The sequence below is a fragment of the Caballeronia insecticola genome (genome assembly GCF_000402035.1).
GTDB classification, from domain to species: Bacteria; Pseudomonadota; Gammaproteobacteria; order Burkholderiales; family Burkholderiaceae; genus Caballeronia; species Caballeronia insecticola.
On the sequence record NC_021287.1, the window covers coordinates 295399 to 314485 of the forward strand.

17 protein-coding genes are annotated in these 19087 nt (G+C 63.6%); 16 read left to right on the forward strand and 1 reads right to left on the reverse strand.

All coding sequences use genetic code 11. The annotated features are described in order from the left end of the window. The first annotated feature begins 16 nt into the window (after positions 1-16). From ubiE to BRPE64_RS01480, 15 genes are all read left to right on the forward strand, one after another. Positions 17-748 carry a bifunctional demethylmenaquinone methyltransferase/2-methoxy-6-polyprenyl-1,4-benzoquinol methylase UbiE gene (ubiE, locus tag BRPE64_RS01410; protein ID WP_016344215.1) on the forward strand — a complete coding sequence of 244 codons (732 nt, stop codon included), beginning with the start codon at positions 17-19 and terminating at the stop codon, positions 746-748. Between the two features lie 24 nt (positions 749-772). Next, a complete protein-coding gene (locus BRPE64_RS01415; RefSeq protein WP_051180270.1) occupies positions 773-1792 on the forward strand; it encodes a Tim44 domain-containing protein in 1020 nt (339 codons plus the stop codon). A gap of 204 nt (positions 1793-1996) precedes the next feature. Continuing rightward, positions 1997-2680 (forward strand): ubiquinone biosynthesis accessory factor UbiJ, encoded by a 684-nt coding sequence (locus BRPE64_RS01420; RefSeq protein WP_044041084.1) that lies wholly within the window; start codon positions 1997-1999, stop codon positions 2678-2680. A gap of 20 nt (positions 2681-2700) precedes the next feature. Further along, positions 2701-4275 carry a ubiquinone biosynthesis regulatory protein kinase UbiB gene (ubiB, locus tag BRPE64_RS01425; protein WP_016344218.1) on the forward strand — a complete coding sequence of 525 codons (1575 nt, stop codon included), beginning with the start codon at positions 2701-2703 and terminating at the stop codon, positions 4273-4275. Between the two features lie 30 nt (positions 4276-4305). Further along, positions 4306-4917 (forward strand): methyltransferase domain-containing protein, encoded by a 612-nt coding sequence (locus BRPE64_RS01430; RefSeq protein WP_016344219.1) that lies wholly within the window; start codon positions 4306-4308, stop codon positions 4915-4917. A gap of 135 nt (positions 4918-5052) precedes the next feature. Continuing rightward, positions 5053-5451: an FmdB family zinc ribbon protein gene (locus tag BRPE64_RS01435; RefSeq protein WP_016344220.1), complete on the forward strand. Its 399-nt coding sequence runs from the start codon at positions 5053-5055 to the stop codon at positions 5449-5451. Positions 5452-5623: 172 nt separating this feature from the next. Continuing rightward, a complete protein-coding gene (locus BRPE64_RS01440; protein WP_016344221.1) occupies positions 5624-6286 on the forward strand; it encodes a DUF502 domain-containing protein in 663 nt (220 codons plus the stop codon). Positions 6287-6379: 93 nt separating this feature from the next. Continuing rightward, on the forward strand, positions 6380-8182 hold the full coding sequence (gene aspS / locus BRPE64_RS01445) for an aspartate--tRNA ligase (protein WP_044041086.1): 1803 nt from the start codon (positions 6380-6382) through the stop codon (positions 8180-8182). 123 nt (positions 8183-8305) lie between these two features. Then, positions 8306-8782: a dihydroneopterin triphosphate diphosphatase gene (nudB, locus tag BRPE64_RS01450; protein ID WP_016344223.1), complete on the forward strand. Its 477-nt coding sequence runs from the start codon at positions 8306-8308 to the stop codon at positions 8780-8782. A gap of 5 nt (positions 8783-8787) precedes the next feature. Next, entirely contained in the window at positions 8788-10083 is a 1296-nt protein-coding gene (locus BRPE64_RS01455; protein ID WP_044041087.1) for a phospholipase D-like domain-containing protein, read from the forward strand. 269 nt (positions 10084-10352) lie between these two features. After that, complete coding sequence (locus BRPE64_RS01460) at positions 10353-11024, forward strand: TetR/AcrR family transcriptional regulator (RefSeq protein WP_016344225.1); 672 nt, start codon at positions 10353-10355, stop codon at positions 11022-11024. A gap of 72 nt (positions 11025-11096) precedes the next feature. After that, positions 11097-12884: an acyl-CoA dehydrogenase C-terminal domain-containing protein gene (locus BRPE64_RS01465; protein WP_044041093.1), complete on the forward strand. Its 1788-nt coding sequence runs from the start codon at positions 11097-11099 to the stop codon at positions 12882-12884. 90 nt (positions 12885-12974) lie between these two features. Next, complete coding sequence (locus BRPE64_RS01470) at positions 12975-15404, forward strand: 3-hydroxyacyl-CoA dehydrogenase/enoyl-CoA hydratase family protein (protein ID WP_016344227.1); 2430 nt, start codon at positions 12975-12977, stop codon at positions 15402-15404. Between the two features lie 28 nt (positions 15405-15432). After that, positions 15433-16629: an acetyl-CoA C-acyltransferase gene (locus tag BRPE64_RS01475; RefSeq protein WP_016344228.1), complete on the forward strand. Its 1197-nt coding sequence runs from the start codon at positions 15433-15435 to the stop codon at positions 16627-16629. A 55-nt stretch (positions 16630-16684) separates the two neighbouring features. Beyond that, positions 16685-17449 carry an enoyl-CoA hydratase gene (locus BRPE64_RS01480; RefSeq protein ID WP_016344229.1) on the forward strand — a complete coding sequence of 255 codons (765 nt, stop codon included), beginning with the start codon at positions 16685-16687 and terminating at the stop codon, positions 17447-17449. 6 nt (positions 17450-17455) lie between these two features. On the opposite strand, the gene fdhD is transcribed toward BRPE64_RS01480, so the two are convergent. Further along, a complete protein-coding gene (fdhD, locus tag BRPE64_RS01485) occupies positions 17456-18283 on the reverse strand; it encodes a formate dehydrogenase accessory sulfurtransferase FdhD (protein ID WP_016344230.1) in 828 nt (275 codons plus the stop codon). A 187-nt stretch (positions 18284-18470) separates the two neighbouring features. Here fdhD and BRPE64_RS01490 point away from each other — a divergent pair, with 187 nt between their 5' ends. Further along, the gene (locus BRPE64_RS01490; protein WP_016344231.1) at positions 18471-18950 is read left to right on the forward strand and encodes a nitrate reductase associated protein; all 480 of its coding nucleotides are present in this window, start codon (positions 18471-18473) and stop codon (positions 18948-18950) included. Positions 18951-19087: the final 137 nt, after the last annotated feature.

Here is a 19087-nt window from a genome sequence, read left to right on the forward strand (position 1 = left end):
GCGAGGAAAGAGCGCGATGAGCAAGACCCACTTCGGATACGAAACGGTCGAGGAGCAGGACAAGGCGAAGAAAGTGGCGGGCGTATTCCACTCCGTCGCGAGCAACTACGACTTGATGAACGACCTGATGTCCGGCGGACTGCATCGGATCTGGAAGCACTTCACGATCGGGCAGGCCAAGGTGCGGCCAGGCTACAAAGTGCTGGATCTGGCCGGCGGCACGGGCGATCTCGCGATGGCGTTCGCCAAGCAGGCGGGCGAAACCGGCGAAGTCTGGCACACGGACATCAACGAATCGATGCTGCGCGTCGGGCGTGATCGTCTCATCGACAAGGGCGTGCTGACGCCTGCGCTGCTGTGCGACGCCGAGAAGATCCCGTTCTCGGACAATTATTTCAATATCGTTACGGTTGCTTTCGGTTTGCGTAATATGACGCACAAGGATCGTGCGCTGGCGGAAATGACGCGCGTGCTCAAGCCGGGCGGTAAATTGCTTGTGCTGGAGTTCTCGAAAGTGTGGGAACCGCTGAAGAAGCCGTACGATATCTACAGTTTCAAGATTTTGCCGTGGCTTGGCGATAAAGTGGCCAAAGATGCGGATAGCTATCGATACCTTGCCGAATCCATCCGCATGCACCCGGACCAGGAAACTTTAAAAACGATGATGGAACAAGCGGGCCTGGATCGAGTCGAATATTACAATTTGTCAGGTGGCGTGGTAGCGTTACACGTCGGGACCAAATTTTAGTGTTCCACTCTTAAAGGATTCGACATGTCCGATTCGCGCATACCCCAATCCCGGGGTTTCCTGAACCTCTTCTTCAGGAAGGCCGGAATCTTGGCGCTGGCTGGCGTTATTGCGGCCGGCGCGATCTTCGCAGAAAGCGCGGAAGCCAAGCGCATGGGCGGCGGCCGCAGCATGGGCCGGCAGTCAGCCACGGCCACGCAGCAGCATCAGGCGACGCCGCCGTCGCAGTCGCAATCGATGCAGCAGGGTCAGGCCGCTCAGGCGCAACGCGCGCAACCCGCGCCCGGAACGCCCGCAGCCGCGGCGCAACCCGCGCGCAACCGCTGGCTCGGACCGATCGCCGGTCTCGCGGCGGGCCTGGGCATCGCGGCGTTGCTGTCGCACTTCGGGCTGGGTGAAGCGTTCGCTGGCGCAATGGCCAACATGATCATGATCGCGTTGATCGTGCTGGCGGCCGTCATGCTGTTCCGCTTCATCATGCGCAAACGTCAGGCAAGTCAGGGCAACAACACGCCCGCATACGCCGGCGCGGCTTCGGCTTCCGGCTCGCCGTACGGCGCGACCGCCCGCACCAGTCTGAACCAGGACCCGCCGCAAGTGCCGCAGCAGCCGGGCGGTCTGGGCGCGACGTATATCGAATCGGCGCCGCAGCAGGCCGTTCAGGCGAACGTGCCCGCGGGGTTCGACACCGAGGCGTTCGTGCGTAACGCGAAGGTTTACTTCGTGCGTCTGCAGGACGCGTGGGACCGCGGCAACGTCAACGACATCCGCGAGTTCACGACGCCCGAAATGTTCGCCGAAGTAAAACTCGACGTCGACGCACGCGGCAGCGCGCCGAATCGTACGGACGTGGTGCAACTCAACGCCGACGTCCTGGGCGTCGAGGACCGCGCGAACGAATATCTCGCGAGCGTGCGCTTCCACGGCCTGATTCGCGAGTCGGAAGGCGCGGCGGCGGAGCCGTTCGTCGAGGTGTGGAACCTGTCGAAGCAGAAGACCGGCAACGAAGGCTGGCTGCTGGCCGGCATTCAGCAGGTTAGTTAATAAGGTCGCGCGCGGCGGCGTCATGCCGCCTCGCGCTGACACACTCCGACCTTAGCCGAATGGCCAACGCCGGCAACCGGCGGTGTGACAACCGGTTGCGGCGGTAGAATAGAAACCCGCGCGAGCCCTCGCTTGCGCGGGTTTTTTATCTCATAGCCGATGACGAACGCAGACGAATTCGCCCGTCCCGCAGCAAACCCCGCCTTGAAGACCGCGTCCGGTGCGTTCGCGGCCGCCGTGAATCATCTGCTCGTGCGCGAGCCGTGGGCGCTCGAACGTCTGAAGCCCTATGCCGCCCGGCGCGTGAAACTGACGTGCACACCGGTGTCGATCGCGCTCGTGGTGCAACCCGACGGCCTTTTCGCCGCGACCACGGAAGCAGACGCCGCCCGCTTCGACGTCACGATCGCCGTTCCGCTGGACGCGCTGCCCGCGTTCATGCAGGGCGGTCAGGCGGCGGTGATGAAGCACGTGCGCATTGAAGGCGACGCGGAATTCGCCACGACGCTCGCCAAGCTGGCCGAACATCTGCGCTGGGATGCCGAGGAAGACCTGGCCCGCGTGATCGGCGACGCGCCCGCGCATCGGCTGGGCGTGATCGCGCGCTCGGTGCACGAGCAGGCACAACGCACAGGCCGCAATCTGCTGGACACGTTCACCGAATTTTTTCTCGACGAACGGCCGCAACTCGTGCGCAAGAGCGCGCTCGAGGCGTTCAACGCCGAGCTTTCGAAGACGCGCGATGCGCTGGCGCGCGTCGAGAAGCGTATCGAAAGAATCGAACAGCGAAGCGATTTATCCAGCCAACAATCCGGCGAACAACGACAGCCGGCTCGCGGTGCCTCAGCGCGAACCGGTAGCGAGTCCGTGCGCGACTCGCGCGAATAACGAGCTGAAGCGAATCCGACATGCGTTTTCTGCGTTTCCTCAAAATATTCTTCACGATCGTCCGCTTCGGGCTCGACGAACTCGTGATGAGCGGCATCGACGATCGCCGCGTGCGCTGGCTCATGCGTATCACCACATTCGGCCGTCGCTTCGACGTCGAACGCGGCATCCGCCTGCGGCTCGCGCTGGAAAGCCTCGGCCCGATCTTCGTGAAATTCGGCCAGGTGCTGTCGACGCGGCGCGATCTTTTGCCCGTCGATATCGCCGACGAGCTCGCGAAGCTCCAGGATCGCGTGCCGCCGTTCGATTCGACAGTGGCGGTCGCGATCATCGAGAAGTCGCTCGGCGCGCCGATCGACGTTCTGTTCGACGATTTCGAGCGCGTGCCGGTGGCGAGCGCGTCGATCGCGCAGGTGCACTTCGCCAAGATCAAGACCGGCGAGCACGCGGGCAAGGCCGTCGCGGTGAAGGTGCTGCGCCCGGGCATGCTGCCGGTGATCGATTCGGATCTGGCGCTGTTGCGCGACATCGCGATCTGGGCGGAGCGCCTGTGGGCCGACGGCCGGCGCCTGAAGCCGCGCGAAGTGGTCGCGGAATTCGACAAATATCTGCACGACGAACTCGATCTCATGCGCGAGGCCGCCAACGGCAGCCAGCTGCGGCGCAATTTTCAGGGGCTCGATCTGCTGCTCGTGCCCGAGATGTATTGGGACATGTCGGCGGCGAGCGTCCTCGTCATGGAGCGCATGGTCGGCGTGCCGATCAGCCAGGTCGAAACGCTGCGCGCCGCAGGCGTCGACATTCCGAAGCTGGCGCGCGAAGGCGTCGAGATTTTCTTCACGCAAGTGTTCCGCGACGGCTTCTTTCACGCCGACATGCACCCCGGCAATATTCAGGTGAGCCTCGATCCGGCGACGTTCGGGCGCTATATCGCGCTGGATTTCGGCATCGTCGGGGCGCTGTCGGACTTCGACAAAAACTACCTCGCGCAGAATTTTCTCGCGTTCTTTAAGCGCGACTATCACCGTGTCGCGACGCTGCATCTGGAGTCCGGCTGGGTGCCGCCGAACACGCGCGTCGAGGAACTGGAAAGCGCGATTCGCGCCGTGTGCGAGCCGTATTTCGATCGCGCGCTGAAGGATATTTCGCTCGGGCAAGTGCTGATGCGCCTGTTCTCGACGTCGCGGCGCTTCAACGTCGAGATTCAGCCGCAACTCGTGCTGCTGCAGAAAACGATGCTCAACGTGGAAGGCCTCGGACGCTCGCTCGACCCGGAACTCGATCTGTGGAAAACGGCGAAGCCGTATCTCGAACGCTGGATGAACGAACAGATCGGCTGGCGCGGCTGGTACGAGCGTCTGCAGATGGAAGCGCCGCAGTGGAGCAAGACCATTCCGCAGTTGCCGCGTCTGATTCACCATTTACTGGCCGAGCAGCATGATGTGCCGCGCGCCGGCAACGACGAAACCATGCGCCAGTTGCTCGCCGAGCAAAGGCGCACCAATCGTCTGCTGATCACGCTGCTGGCCGTCGGGCTGATCGCGGTGGCCGGAGCGGGCGTCGTGATCGCGCAATTCTGGCTCGGCAACCTGTGAGCATCGAATCATGAGCGTGGAGCACCTGTCATGAGCGACCCGAGCTTCGAGAATCGCGACCCGAATTCCCCCGGATTCTGGGACGAGCGCTTCGATCAACGTTTCATGCCGTGGGATCAATCCGGCGTGCCGGAGGCGTTCGAGGCATTTGTCGCGTCTCGCGCCGCGCAGAACGTGTTGATTCCCGGCTGCGGCAGCGCGTACGAAGCGCTGTATCTGGCCGTACGCGGCTGGCCCGTGCGGGCAATCGACTTTTCGCCGGCTGCCGTCGAGGCGGCGAGGGTGCAACTCGGCGTGCACGCGGGCGTCGTCGAACAGGCGGATTTTTTCGCTTTCGAGCCGCCGTTCGCGCCCGACTGGATCTACGAACGCGCGTTTCTATGCGCGTTGCCCAAGACGCGCTGGCAGGACTACGCCGAACGGATGGCCGCGCTGCTCCGGCCCGGCGCGCAGCTCGCGGGCTTCTTTTTCCTCGGCGCGACGCCGAAAGGGCCGCCGTTCGGCATCGAGCGTGACGAACTGGACGCGCTTCTGACGCCGCACTTCGAACTGGTCGACGAGCGCGCGGTGAGCGGCTCGATTCCCGTGTTCGCCGGCCGCGAGCGCTGGATGACCTGGCGGCGCATCGGCGCGGCGGCTTGAAATTCGCCGCTGCCGCCCCGAAATATAAGGCGGGTCGACTAACGCGGCCAGTCCGGAAAATCGCGGGTCGAAAATGGTTTGCGGCTATAATTCAAGGCTTTGCAAGCGTCGAAAGATCATTGTAGGAAGAGCTCCATGCCGATTTACGCGTACCGCTGCGCAAACTGCGGCCACGAAAAAGATGTGCTCCGCAAACTGAGCGATGCGCCGCTCACGCAATGTCCTGCCTGCGGGAAGGACACGTTTTCGAAGCAAGTGACCGCCGCCGGTTTCCAGCTGAAGGGATCGGGCTGGTATGTCACCGATTTCCGCGGCGGGAATAGCGGCGCGGGCAGCGGCAAGAGCGCCCCGAACGAAGGCTCGGACGCATCGAACGCGTCGGCATCGAAAACGGAAGACGCCTCGGCCGGTGCGAAGTCGGGTGAAAGCGCCACGCCGGCGAGCACGTCATCCACGGATGCCGCCAAGCCTGCCGCCGGTTCGTCGGGCTCGTCCGCGTCGTCCGGCCCCGCCGCCTCTTCGGGCGCGGCCTGAAACCGCGGCGTGAAACGCAAAGCAACGCACAACAGCGCAGAGCAAGCCCGCTGGCCGGTCCGTCCGGCCGCACGCCATGCCGATGACCTCGCCGAACGCGCCTGAGCGCGCTCGCCTGCCAAGCCGGAGCTCGACTGAAATCGGGCCCCGGCGCAGCCTTCACCCCGTGTAAATGACGACGAAAAAGACTACGCTGAAATCCGTGTTCCTCACCGGCCTGTTGGTGCTGGTGCCGCTCGCCATCACGTTGTGGGTGCTGGGCCTCGTCATCGGGACCATGGACCAGACGCTGCTTCTCCTGCCGCAGTCGTGGCAGCCCGAGCGGGTCGTCGGCTTCCATCTGCCGGGCGTGGGCGCGGTGCTGACGCTGGCGTTCATTTTCATCGTCGGCCTGCTTACGCAGAATTTCGTCGGACAGAAACTCGTCGGATGGTGGGACGCCGTGCTGCGCCACATTCCGGTGGTCGGTCCGCTCTACACGAGCGTGAAGCAGGTGTCGGACACGCTGCTGTCGTCGAGCGGGAATGCGTTCCGCAAGGCGCTGCTCATCGAATATCCGCGCAAAGGCTCGTACACCATCGGCTTTCTGACGGGCATTCCGGGCGGCGACGTATTGAATCATCTGGACGAAGACCACGTAAGCGTTTACGTGCCGACAACGCCGAATCCGACGTCCGGCTTCTTCCTGATGATGCCGAAAAGCGAAGTCGTCGAACTGGACATGACCGTCGACGCCGCACTGAAGTACATCGTCTCGATGGGCGTGGTGGCCCCTGCACCGAGCGCGCCGGCCCCGGTCGCGCCTGCCCGCCGCCCCATCGAGCCGCCGATGTAATGCCGGCGCGCGCACGCCGCGAGTCAGCCGCCGAAAGAGCGTGACCCGGAAGCGCGAGCCGTTGATTAACGAACAACGAAAGACACAAACATCATGTCGATGCGATCTGAATACTGCGGTCTGGTGACCGAGGCCCAACTGGGTCAAACCGTCTCGCTGTGCGGCTGGGTGCAGCGCCGCCGCGATCATGGCGGCGTTATCTTCGTCGACCTGCGCGATCGCGAAGGGCTCGTTCAGGTCGTCTGCGACCCGGACCGCGCCGAAATGTTCAAGGTGGCCGAAGGCGTGCGCAACGAGTTCTGCGTGCAGGTGAAGGGCGTCGTGCGCAATCGTCCCGAAGGCACCGTCAACGCCAATCTGACGAGCGGCAAGATCGAAGTGTTGTGCCATGAACTGAACGTGTTGAACGCGTCGGTTACGCCGCCGTTCCAGCTCGACGACGACAACCTGTCGGAAACCACGCGCCTCACGCATCGCGTGCTCGACCTGCGCCGCCCGCAGATGCAGAAGAACCTGCGCCTGCGCTATCGCGTGGCGATGGAAGTGCGCAAGTATCTCGACGCGCAAGGTTTCATCGACATCGAAACGCCGATGCTGACCAAGAGCACGCCCGAAGGCGCGCGCGATTACCTCGTGCCGTCGCGCGTGAACGCGGGGCAATTCTTCGCGCTGCCGCAATCGCCGCAGTTGTTCAAGCAGCTGCTGATGGTCGCGAACTTCGACCGTTACTACCAGATCACCAAGTGCTTCCGCGACGAAGACCTGCGCGCTGACCGCCAGCCGGAATTCACGCAGATCGACTGCGAAACCTCGTTCCTCAACGAACAGGAAATTCGCGATCTGTTCGAAAACATGATCCGCCACGTCTTCAAGGAGACGATGGACGTCGCGCTGCCCGAGAAATTCCCGGTCATGCTGTATTCGGAAGCCATGCGCCGTTTCGGCTCCGACAAGCCCGACCTGCGCGTGAAGCTCGAATTCGCCGACCTGACGGACGCCGTGAAGGACGTCGACTTCAAGGTGTTCAGCATGCCGGCCAACTCGAAGGACGGCCGCGTGGCTGCCCTGCGCGTGCCGAAGGGCGGCGAGCTGTCGCGCGGCGATATCGACGGTTACACGGAATTCGTGCGCATCTACGGTGCGAAGGGTCTCGCGTGGATCAAGATCAACGACAAGACGCGCGGCCGCGACGGCCTGCAAAGCCCGATCGTCAAGAACCTGCATGACGCGGCGCTCGCGGCGATCATGGAGCGCACCGGCGCACAAGACGGCGACATCATTTTCTTCGCGGCCGACCGCGCGAAGGTCGTGAACGACAGCCTGGGCGCGCTGCGTCTGAAGATCGGCCATTCGGAATTCGGCAAGTCCACGGGTCTGCTCGAAACCGGCTGGAAGCCGCTGTGGGTTATCGACTTCCCGATGTTCGAGTACGACGAGGAAGAAAACCGCCACGTGGCCGCGCACCATCCGTTCACGAGCCCGAAGGACGAGCACCTCGAATACCTCGAAACCGATCCGGGCCGCTGCCTCGCGAAGGCGTACGACATGGTGCTGAACGGCTGGGAGATCGGCGGCGGTTCGGTGCGTATCTTCCAGGAAGACGTGCAGAGCAAGGTGTTCCGCGCGCTCAAGATCGGTGCCGAAGAAGCGCGTCTCAAGTTCGGCTTCCTGCTGGACGCGTTGCAGTACGGCGCGCCGCCGCACGGTGGTATCGCGTTCGGTCTGGACCGCATCGTCACGCTGATGTCCGGCGCCGATTCGATCCGCGACGTGATCGCCTTCCCGAAGACGCAGCGCGCGCAGGATCTGCTCACGCAGGCGCCGAGCGAAGTGGACGAGCGCCAGTTGCGCGAGCTGCATATCCGTCTGCGTCAGCCGGAGCAGAAGGCGCACTAAAACAGCCTTCGAAGCAGGTCAAGTTGTCGTTGTGATGAAAAAGGCGCCGAGTGCGCCTTTTTCGCTTTTTGCGTTACAGTCTTCAGGCAATCGACAGATAAAGAAACGCACGTTCAAAACGTCATGCTCAAGCCGCCGAAGATCCCCGAATCCGTCCTGGTCGTCATTCATACGCCCGAGCTCGATGTGCTCGTCATCGAACGTGCGGATCACAAAGGTTTCTGGCAGTCGGTGACGGGCTCGAAGGACCGTGCCGACGAGCCGCTCATCGAGACCGCCGCGCGCGAGGTGCTGGAGGAAACCGGTATTGTGATCGGCGGCGGCCTCGTGCCGGAGCGCGCGCTGCTCGACTGGCATCACAGCATCCAGTACGAAATCTATCCGCAGTGGCGGCATCGCTATGCGCCGGGCGTCGTGCGCAACACCGAGCATCAGTTCAGCCTGCTCGTGCCGCATTGTCTCGAAGTGACGCTCGCGCCGCGCGAGCACACCGCGCATCTCTGGCTGCCGCTTCGCGAAGCCGCCGACAAGTGTTTCTCGTGGTCGAACCGGGAAGCCATTCTGCAACTGCCCGAGCGCCTCGCGGCGCACAGCCGGTGATCGGTATGCGCCCGGGGCGCAGTTTCAAGCGGCTGCGTCAGGCGCTGTTTTCCGGGCGCCGCCCGCCGCGCTTTTGCTTCACCGCGGGCAATCATGTGCGCATCTTCAAGGGCGGCGTGCAGTTCTTTCCCGCCTTGATCGAGCGCGTCGACCAGGCGCGGCATTCGGTGTCGCTGGAAACCTATATCTTCGCCAACGACGACATCGGCCGCGCCGTGTCCGATGCGCTCATTCGCGCGGCCGAACGCGGCGTCAAGGTGCGCGTGATCACGGACGGCATCGGCACGGAGAGCAATCTGCCGATGTTCAAGCTGTGGCAGGAACGCGGCGTCGATCATCGGATCTACAACCCGCATCTGCTGTTCGGGCCGCAGGGCTGGTCGCGCACGCATCGCAAGCTCGCGCTGATCGACGAAACCTACGCGTTTTGCGGCGGCATCAATATCGTCGACGATTACGACCAGAACGGCACGCAGCTCGAACGGCCGCGCTGGGATTTCGCGATGGAAGCGCACGGGCCCGTCGTCAAGGATGTGCGCGAGGCGTTCGATCTCCAATGGCAGCGCATTCGTCTCGGCGTGAAGCCGCGTCAGCCGGCGCAGCCGAGTTGCGACGCGCCGCCAGCATCATCGAACGCGGACGAGTCGCCGGCGCATCGCTTGCGCGCGCGCCGCGCGATGCTCGCACGCAGGCGGGCGCGGCTCGGCGAAATCCATGCGGTCGATCGGCCGTGCGTCGCGTTCGTCGCGCGCGACAACCTGCTCAACCGTCGCGCGATCGAAAAGGCGTATCTGCGGGCCATTGCGCATGCCGAGCGCGAAGTGCTGCTCGCCAATCCTTACTTCATGCCGGGGCGCCGTCTGCGGCGCGCGCTTCAGCAAGCGGCGCAGCGCGGCGTGCGCGTGTCGCTCGTGATCGGGCGCAAGGAGTTCGTGGCGCTCGATTACGCGACGCCGTTCCTCTACGGCAATCTGCTCAAACACGGCGTGCGCATCGCCGAATACGAAAAGACCATGCTCCACGGCAAGGTCGCGGTCGTGGACGCGGATTGGGCGACCATCGGTTCGTCGAATCTCGATGCGCTCTCGCTCGTGCTCAACAACGAGGCCAATATGGTGCTCGTCAATCATCCCGAAATTGCCGGGCTGCACGACGCCATCCTCCAGGCGTTCGACGAAGGCCGCCCCATCGACGAAAAACATTACGCGTCGCGGCCCATTACGGAGCGGGCGCTGAGCTGGCTTGCGTACAACACCTATCGTCTGATGATGAAAACCATCACTATCGGCAAGTACGATTAGCGGCCATTTCAGGGTGACGACGCAAAAATGCGGCCGGTGGCAATTTTGGCGCGGTCTTTCCCACCAAGTGGGGAATCCGGGCAGCCACTTACAGGCAGTCCGTACATAAAACGCGACAATGGCCTCGGGCAATGTTGAGATTTATCCTATAGACACCCAATCGTTTTAGAAACGCGTATCTAAAAATTTGCTTGTTTCATCAGCGTTCGGCCACAATAATAGAACGGCCGTTCGATTTTACGGGTTCACATAAGAACGGTAGGCACATCATGCGAAAAGGCGAACAGACGCGAGCCGCGATTCTCGACGCAGCGCTGGAGCTGGCGAGTCGGGACGGGCTGGAAGGGCTGACGATCGGCCTGTTGGCCGAGCGGATGCAGATGAGCAAAAGCGGTGTGTTTGCGCATTTCGGGTCGCGCGAGGATTTGCAGGTCGAAGTGGTGCGCGAGTATCACCGGCGCTTCGAGGACGAAGTGTTCTTCCCGAGCCTGCGCGAGGCGCGCGGCCTGCCACGCTTGCGCGCGATGATGAATCGCTGGATGGAGAAGCGCATCCAGGAAGTGACCACGGGTTGTATCTACATCAGCGGTGCGGTCGAGTATGACGACCGCGCGGCGAGCGCGGTGCGCGAGCAGCTCGTGCACAGCGTGAGCATGTGGCGCGAAGCGTTGTTGCGCGCGATCCGCCAGTCGAAGGACGAAGGGCATCTGAAAACGGAGACGGATCCGCATCTGATGCTGTTCGAGCTGTACAGCTTTACGCTCGGCCTGCATCACGACGCGCGTTTCCTGCATCTGCCGGAAGCCGTGCAACTGACGCGGGACGCGCTGGAAAAAACGATCGTTTCCTATCAGACGCCGCGTGCAAACGCCGGACCGGGCGCGGGACCGGAAGCAAGCGCTGCGGCGAATCTGACTTCGCAACCAACCGATAGTCGTTAGCGACGCTGTTCGAATCGAGGGAAGGTGGTTCGGCGGCGCGCATCGAGAAGCCTGAAGAAACTGGAGAGACTCATGGGACAGTACGCCGCCCCCCTTCGCGACATGCAATTCGTGCTGCACGAGTTGCTCAACGTCGAAGCTGAATTGAAGAGCATGCCGAAGCATGCCGACCTCGACGCCGACACCATCAACCAAGTGCTCGAGGAAGCCGGCAAGTTCTGCTCGGAAGTCGTGTTTCCGCTCAACCAGAGCGGTGACCGCGAAGGCTGCACGTACGAAGGCAACGGCGTGGTGAAGACGCCCGCCGGTTTTCGACAGGCGTACCGCCAGTACATCGAGGCAGGCTGGCCGGCGCTCGGCTGCGATCCCGAGTTCGGCGGCCAGGGCTTGCCCGCGTTCGTGAACAACGCGCTCTACGAAATGCTCAATTCCGCGAATCAGGCCTGGACGATGTACCCCGGCCTGTCGCACGGCGCTTACGAATGCCTGCACGAGCACGGCACGCCGGAGCAGAAGTCGACGTATCTGCCGAAACTCGTCTCGGGCGAGTGGACCGGCACGATGTGCCTCACGGAACCGCATTGCGGAACGGACCTCGGCATTCTGCGCACGAAGGCCGAGCCGAACCCGGACGGCTCGTTCGCGCTCACCGGCATGAAAATCTTCATTTCGAGCGGCGAGCACGACATGGCCGAGAACATCGTCCATTTGGTGCTGGCGCGTCTGCCGGGCGCGCCGATGGGCACCAAGGGCATTTCGCTGTTCATCGTGCCCAAGTTCGTGCCGGACTCGAATGGCGCGGTCGGCGAGCGCAACACCATCAAGTGCGGCTCGATCGAGCACAAGATGGGCATCCACGGTAATGCAACCTGCGTGATGAATCTCGATGGCGCGCGCGGCTGGCTCGTCGGCGAGGCGAACAAGGGCTTGAACGCGATGTTCGTGATGATGAACGCAGCACGCCTGGGCGTCGGCATGCAGGGACTCGGGCTCACGGAAGTCGCGTATCAGAACTCGCTCGTGTATGCGAAGGAGCGCCTGCAGATGCGCGCGCTCACCGGCCCGAAGGCGCCGGAAAAGGCGGCGGACCCGATCATCGTGCATCCGGACGTGCGCCGCATGCTGCTCACGCAAAAGGCCTATGCCGAAGCGGGCCGCGCGTTCACGTACTGGGCTGCGCTCAACATCGACAAAGAGCTTTCGCACGCCGATGAAGCCACGCGCCGCGAAGCCGCCGATTTCGTCGCGCTGCTCACGCCCGTCATCAAGGCATTCCTGACGGACAACGCGTTCGAAGGCACCAACCTGGCGATGCAGATCTACGGCGGCCACGGCTTCATCTCTGAATGGGGCATGGAGCAGTACGTCCGCGATGCGCGCATCAACATGATCTACGAAGGCACGAACTCCATTCAGGCGCTCGATCTGCTCGGCCGCAAGATCCTGGGCGACATGGGCGCGAAGCTCAAGCGCTTCGGCAAGCTGGTGTCGGATTTCGTCGAGCAGGAAGGCGTGAAGCCCGAGATGCAGGAGTTCATCAACCCGCTCGCGGATATCGGCGAGAAGGTGCAGAAGCTCACGATGGAAATCGGCATGAAGGCCATGCAGAACCCCGACGAAGTGGGCGCGGCCGCCGTGCCGTATCTGCGTACCGTCGGGCATCTCGTGTTTTCGTACTTCTGGGCGCGTATGGCGCGCGTCGCGCTCGATCGCGCGGACTCGGGCGACGCCTTCTACACGGCCAAGCTCGCCACCGCGCGCTTCTATTTCGCCAGGCTCCTGCCGGAAACGGCTGCGACCATCCGCGCCGCGCGCGCCGGCGCGAAGCCGATGATGGACTACGACGAAGCGCTGTTCTGATCGCGTTCGCCCACGGCGCCGCGCTTCCCTGAACGGGACGCGGCGTTCCCGCACACATTCTCATCCAGTAGCAATCCCGGAGGCTTACCCGTGAGCACCCTCAACATTCGCAAAGTCGCCGTGCTCGGCGCGGGCGTGATGGGCGCGCAGATCGCCGCGCATCTGATCAACGCGCGCGTGCCCGTCATGCTGTTCGATCTTCCCGCGAAGGAAGGCCCGAAGAACGGCATCGCGCTGAAGGCCATCGAGAATCTGAAGAAGCTGTCGCCTGCGCCGCTCGGCGTGAAGGACGACGCGCACTACATCGAGCCCGCGAATTACGACGACGACATCGCCCGGCTCGCCGAATGCGATCTCGTGATCGAAGCCATCGCCGAGCGCATGGACTGGAAGCACGATCTCTACAAGAAAGTGTCGCCGCATATCGCGCCGCATGCGATCTTCGCGAGCAATACGTCGGGGCTGTCGATCACCGAGTTGTCGAACGGTTTCGCGGATGAACTCAAGACGCGCTTCTGCGGCGTGCACTTCTTCAATCCGCCGCGCTACATGCATCTGGTCGAACTGATTCCGACGGCTACGACCGCGCCCGTCATTCTCGATCAACTCGAAACCTTCCTGACGAGCGTGATCGGCAAGGGCGTCGTGCGCGCGAAGGACACGCCGAACTTCATCGCGAACCGCGTCGGCGTGTTCTCGATTCTCGCGGTGATCGCGGAGGCGGAAAAGTTCGGGCTGCGCTTCGACGAAGTGGACGATCTCACCGGCGCGCGTCTCGGCCGCGCGAAGTCGGCGACCTTCCGCACGGCGGACGTCGTCGGTCTCGACACCATGGCGCATGTCATCAAGACGATGCAGGACAACCTGCCGGACGACCCGTTCTTCGCCGTCTACAAAACGCCGCCGGTGCTCGACGCGCTGGTGAAGGCGGGCGCGCTCGGCCAGAAAACCGGCGCGGGCTTCTATCGCAAGGAAGGCAAAGCGATCAAGGTGCTCGACCCGAAGACGGCGCAATATGTCGATGGCGGCGCGAAGGCCGACGAACTCATCGGCCGCATTCTCAAGCGTCCGGCCGCCGAGCGCTTCAAGCTGCTGCGCGAGACCGACAACAAGCAGGCGCAATTCCTGTGGGCGATTTTCCGCGACGTGTTCCATTACATCGCGGTGCATCTTGAGTCGATCGCGGACAACGCGCGCGATGTCGATCTGGCGATCCGCTGGGGCTTCGGCTGGAATCAGGGGCCGTTCGAAAGCTGGCAGGCCGCGGGCTGGCAGCAGATCGCGAAGTGGGTGCAGGAAGATATCGATGCAGGCAAGACGCTCTCGAACGCGCCGCTGCCCGCGTGGGTCCTCGACGGTCCCGTCGCCGAAAAGAGCGGCGTGCACACGAACGAAGGCTCGTGGTCGCCGGCCGAGCGCCGCTTCGTGCCGCGCTCGACGCTGCCCGTCTACGCGAAGCAGGTGTTCCGCGCGCCGCTCGAAGGTGAGACGGGCGCCGATCCGAAGACTTTCGGCAAGACGCTGTTCGAGACCGAGAACGTGCGCGCGTGGCTCGACCGCGACGATGGCGATATCGTGATCGTCTCGTTCAAGACCAAGCTCAACACCATCGGCCCGGGCGTGATCGACGGGCTCACGCAAGCAATCGAACTCGCGGAGAAGGACTATCGCGGCGTCGTGATCTGGCAGCCGACGTCGCTGCAACTCGGCGCGCCCGGCGGTCCGTTCTCGGCCGGCGCGAATCTCGAAGAAGCGATGCCCGCGTTCATGATGGGCGGCGCGAAAGGCATCGAGCCGTTCGTGAAGAAGTTCCAGCAAGGCATGCTGCGCGTGAAGTACGCGAGCGTGCCGGTGGTGTCGGCGGTGTCGGGCATCGCGCTTGGCGGCGGCTGCGAGTTGCTGCTGCAATCGGCGAAACGCGTGGCGCATGTCGAAAGCTATATCGGCCTCGTGGAAGTGGGCGTGGGTCTCGTGCCGGCTGGCGGCGGGCTGAAGGAAGCCGCGTTGCGCGCGGCGGAAGCGGCGAGCGCCGTCAACGCGACGAGCGATCTCCTCAAGTTCCTGCAGAAGCCGTTCGAAAACGCGGCGATGGCGAAGGTGTCGTCGTCCGCATTCGATGCCCGCGCAATGGGCTATCTGAAGCCGACCGACACGATCGTCTTCAACGTGCACGAGTTGCTCGATATCGCGAAGAAGGAAGCGCGCGCATTGAGCGATACGGGTTATCGCCCGCCGTTGCGCGTGACGCAGGTGCCGGTCGCGGGACGTTCGGCGATCTCGACGATCAAGGCGTCGCTCGTCAACATGCGCGACGGACGCTTCATCAGCGATCACGACTTTCTGATCGCGAGCCGTATCGCGGAAGCGGTGTGCGGCGGCGATGTCGAAGCGGGCAGTCTCGTCGACGAGGAATGGCTGCTGGCGCTCGAACGCCGCGCGTTCGTCGAACTGCTCGGCACGCAGAAGACGCAAGAGCGAATCATGGGCATGTTGCAGACCGGCAAGCCGGTTCGCAACTAAGGCGCGCGGAACACTGGAGCTTCAAGACATGAGCAAACAACTTCAAGACGCATATATCGTCGCCGCGAGCCGCACGCCGATCGGCAAGGCCCCGCGCGGCGTGTTCAGGAACACGCGCCCGGACGAACTGCTGGTGCACGCGATCCGCTCGGCGGTGGCGCAGGTGCCGGGGCTCGATACGAGCGTGATCGAAGACGCGATCGTCGGCTGCGCGATTCCCGAGGCCGAGCAAGGGCTGAACGTCGCGCGCATGGGCGCGCTGCTGGCCGGCTTGCCGAACACAGTCGGCGGCGTGACGGTCAACCGCTTCTGCGCGTCGGGCCTGACCGCGCTCGCGATGGCGGCGGACCGCATTCGCGTGGGCGAAGCGGACGCGATGATCGCCGGCGGCTGCGAGTCGATGAGCATGGTGCCGATGATGGGCAACAAGCCGTCGCTGTCGCCGCATATCTTCGATCGCAACGAAGATGTCGGCATTGCATACGGCATGGGTCTGACGGCGGAGCGCGTCGCGGAACGCTGGAAGGTGAGCCGCGAGGCGCAGGATGCGTTCGCGGTGGAGTCGCATCGTCGCGCGCTGGCCGCGCAGCAGGCGGGCGAATTCGCCGATGAAATCGCCGCCTATACGCTCAACGAGCGCTTCCCCGATCTCGCGAGCGGCGAAGTGCGCGTGAACGCGCGCGAAATCGCCCTTGACGAAGGCCCGCGCGACACGACGCTTGAAGGGCTCGCGAAACTGCGCCCCGTGTTCGCCAACAAAGGTTCGGTCACGGCCGGCAACAGCTCGCAGACGTCGGACGGCGCGGGCGCGTTGATCGTCGTGTCGGAGAAGGTGCTGAAGCAGTTCAACCTGACGCCGCTCGCGCGTTTTGTGAGTTTCGCGGTGCGCGGCGTGCCGCCGGAAATCATGGGCATCGGGCCGAAGGAAGCGATTCCGGCCGCGCTCAAGGCCGCCGGTCTCAAGCAGGACGACATCGACTGGATCGAGTTGAACGAAGCGTTCGCCGCACAGGCGCTCGCGGTTCTCGGCGATCTCGGGCTCGACCCGGCGAAGGTCAATCCGCTCGGCGGCGCCATCGCGCTCGGCCATCCGCTGGGCGCGACGGGCGCGATCCGCGCATCGACGGTCGTGCACGGCCTGCGCCGGCGCAACCTGAAGTACGGCATGGTGACGATGTGCGTCGGTACCGGCATGGGCGCGGCGGGCATCATCGAACGCCTTTGATGGCGAATGGTCCGCGAGTGTTGTCGCTCGCGGACCGACATGAAGGAGACGGCGGATGGAGATTCAGATCGAACGCGCGGACGGCGTGCTGAGCATCGTGCTCAATCGTCCGGAGAAGAAGAATGCGCTGACGGCGGCGATGTATCAGGAAATGGCCGACGGTCTTTACGAAGCCGAGATGGACCCGACCGTGCGCGCGGTGCTGATTCGCGCGACCGGCAACGTGTTCAGCGCGGGCAACGACCTCGACGACTTCCTCAACGATCCGCCCAAGGGACTCGACGCGCCCGTGTTCCAGTTCCTGCGCCGCATCAGCGCGCATCCGAAGCCGATCGTGGCGGCGGTCGCGGGCGCGGCGGTGGGTATCGGCACGACGATGCTCCTGCATTGCGACATCGTCTACGCGAGCCCGAGCGCGAAATTCTCGCTGCCGTTCGTGCAGCTCGGCCTGTGTCCCGAAGCGGCGTCGAGTCTTTTGCTGCCGCGCACGGCGGGCTATCAGCGCGCGGCGGAGAAGCTGCTCCTGGGCGAAGCGTTCGACGTGAACGAAGCGATCGGCATGGGTTTCGTGAACGGCGCGATCGGGGCGGGCGAACTCGACGCCTACGCGTTCGAACGGGCGAAGCGGCTGGCGTTGTTGCCGGCGTCGTCGTTGCGCGTGACCAAGTCGCTCATGAAAGGCGCGCAGACGAACGAAGTGGCGGCGCGCATGGAAGACGAAGCGGCGCACTTCGCGCGGATGCTGACCGCGCCCGAAGCGCGCGAGGCGTTTCAGGCGTTCTTCGAGAAGCGCAAGCCGGACTTCGCCCGGTTCGAATGACGCGCGTCAGTCCGCATCGTATTCGACGAAGCTGTTCTCGCGCGCGAAGCTGACGAGCCGCAAGCCCGCCTGCTTCGCGATTGCGATGGCAAGCGACGTCGGCGCGGAAATGGTCGCGACCATCGGCACGCCGACGCGCGCCGACTTGCGCACGAGTTCATAGCTCGCGCGGCTCGACAGGAACACGAAGCCTTGCGTCGTGTCTGCGCGTCGCAGGACCAGATGGCCGATGAGCTTGTCGAGCGCGTTATGCCGCCCGACATCTTCGAACGCGTAACGCACCGCGCCGCTTTCGTCGCACCAGGCGGCAGCGTGCAGGCCGCCCGTCAGCCGGGTCAGTTGCTGATGCGCGGGCAATTCGCGCGCGGCGCGTTCGATCGCATCGGGCGCGAGGCGCGCGAGAAAGCCGGTGTCCGGCACGCGCTCTGCCTCGAGGTCGAGCAACTCGATACTTTCGATACCGCACACGCCGCAGCCGGTGCGTCCGGCGAGCGCGCGGCGCTTGTCCTTCAGCGACAGGAACGCCTGCTGTACGACCTGCAAATGCACTTCGGCATGCGGCAACGCGTGGCCGTCGTCGTGAAAATAGACTTCGATGTCGTGGATATCGCTACCGCGCTCGACGATGCCCTCGGTCAGCGAGAAGCCCACCGCGAAGGCTTCGAGATCGCGCGGCGTGCACATCATCACCGCGTGCGAGATGCCGTTGTAGACGAGCGCGACGGGCCACTCCTGACCCACGTTGTCCGCGACGAGCGCGCTCTCGCCCAGACGATGCCTGCGCACCTTGCGTTCGACGAAGCCGGGTTGATCGTCGGTTTCGAGTTGATTCACTTTGCTGCTCCTGGCCGACTTCTTCGAGTAAAGTCGGGTATGCGACTTGCTGCCTGTCGTGGCTGTCGGCGAATATCCACGCGCGACAGCGGCTTGTTTGCAATGGTTCCAGCCAGATCCAAGGCCCTACAATAACTTAAGGTGGCGATGCGCGCCGCGCACCCCCCTCAATCCAGAGGCTTTCGTTATGGGACTCTATGACGCCGCGCGTCTCTTCGGATTCGAAGTCGAATCCTCTGACAATCTGCGCTTCATCCCGCTCGCCGTGCGCTTCAATCTCGATCGTTTCGGCATGCGCATCACGCTCGATCAATGGCAGCAGCTTCCGTATGACGACCGCGTGTTGCTCGCGCGCTTTCCGGTCGAAGACGAAGCCGAACTCGAGAAGAACTTCGACCTCGCGCTCGAAGAGATGATGAAGACGCACGCCAACGTCGCGCCCGAAAAGATCGAGCGCGATCCCGATCCCGTGTGGGCGCATGCGGATGCTGTGCCCGAAACCGTGATCCGGCAGAGCAGCCTGTGCGGCCTGAGCGCGCCGAGTCTTTCTCTCTGGGGAAAGCTCGATCGCTTCCAGCGTTATGCGCTCGCGAAACTCTCGCGCAACACGGACAAGGTGAATCACGACTTTCTGCCCGCGATGCGCGAGTTCGGTCTCGCCGAGTGACGTCGGAGCGGACGAGCAGGGCGCGCAAACGTTAAGCAATCGCTTTAATCAGTTTATTTGACGGCCGACCCTAAACCCGGGGTCAGCATTGCCGTTATTGGGCGTTATCCATCAATCGCGACGTGAATGCGTTTCAC

What these genes read in the sequence shown, in the direction of transcription:
- ubiE (WP_016344215.1), top strand. Translation starts at nt 17, where the DNA reads ATGAGCAAGACCCACTTCGGATACGAAACGGTCGAGGAGCAGGACAAG.
- BRPE64_RS01415 (WP_051180270.1), top strand. Translation starts at nt 773, where the DNA reads ATGTCCGATTCGCGCATACCCCAATCCCGGGGTTTCCTGAACCTCTTC.
- ubiB (WP_016344218.1), top strand. Translation starts at nt 2,701, where the DNA reads ATGCGTTTTCTGCGTTTCCTCAAAATATTCTTCACGATCGTCCGCTTC.
- BRPE64_RS01430 (WP_016344219.1), top strand. Translation starts at nt 4,306, where the DNA reads ATGAGCGACCCGAGCTTCGAGAATCGCGACCCGAATTCCCCCGGATTC.
- BRPE64_RS01435 (WP_016344220.1), top strand. Translation starts at nt 5,053, where the DNA reads ATGCCGATTTACGCGTACCGCTGCGCAAACTGCGGCCACGAAAAAGAT.
- BRPE64_RS01440 (WP_016344221.1), top strand. Translation starts at nt 5,624, where the DNA reads ATGACGACGAAAAAGACTACGCTGAAATCCGTGTTCCTCACCGGCCTG.
- aspS (WP_044041086.1), top strand. Translation starts at nt 6,380, where the DNA reads ATGTCGATGCGATCTGAATACTGCGGTCTGGTGACCGAGGCCCAACTG.
- nudB (WP_016344223.1), top strand. Translation starts at nt 8,306, where the DNA reads ATGCTCAAGCCGCCGAAGATCCCCGAATCCGTCCTGGTCGTCATTCAT.
- BRPE64_RS01455 (WP_044041087.1), top strand. Translation starts at nt 8,788, where the DNA reads ATGCGCCCGGGGCGCAGTTTCAAGCGGCTGCGTCAGGCGCTGTTTTCC.
- BRPE64_RS01460 (WP_016344225.1), top strand. Translation starts at nt 10,353, where the DNA reads ATGCGAAAAGGCGAACAGACGCGAGCCGCGATTCTCGACGCAGCGCTG.
- BRPE64_RS01465 (WP_044041093.1), top strand. Translation starts at nt 11,097, where the DNA reads ATGGGACAGTACGCCGCCCCCCTTCGCGACATGCAATTCGTGCTGCAC.
- BRPE64_RS01475 (WP_016344228.1), top strand. Translation starts at nt 15,433, where the DNA reads ATGAGCAAACAACTTCAAGACGCATATATCGTCGCCGCGAGCCGCACG.
- BRPE64_RS01480 (WP_016344229.1), top strand. Translation starts at nt 16,685, where the DNA reads ATGGAGATTCAGATCGAACGCGCGGACGGCGTGCTGAGCATCGTGCTC.
- BRPE64_RS01490 (WP_016344231.1), top strand. Translation starts at nt 18,471, where the DNA reads ATGGGACTCTATGACGCCGCGCGTCTCTTCGGATTCGAAGTCGAATCC.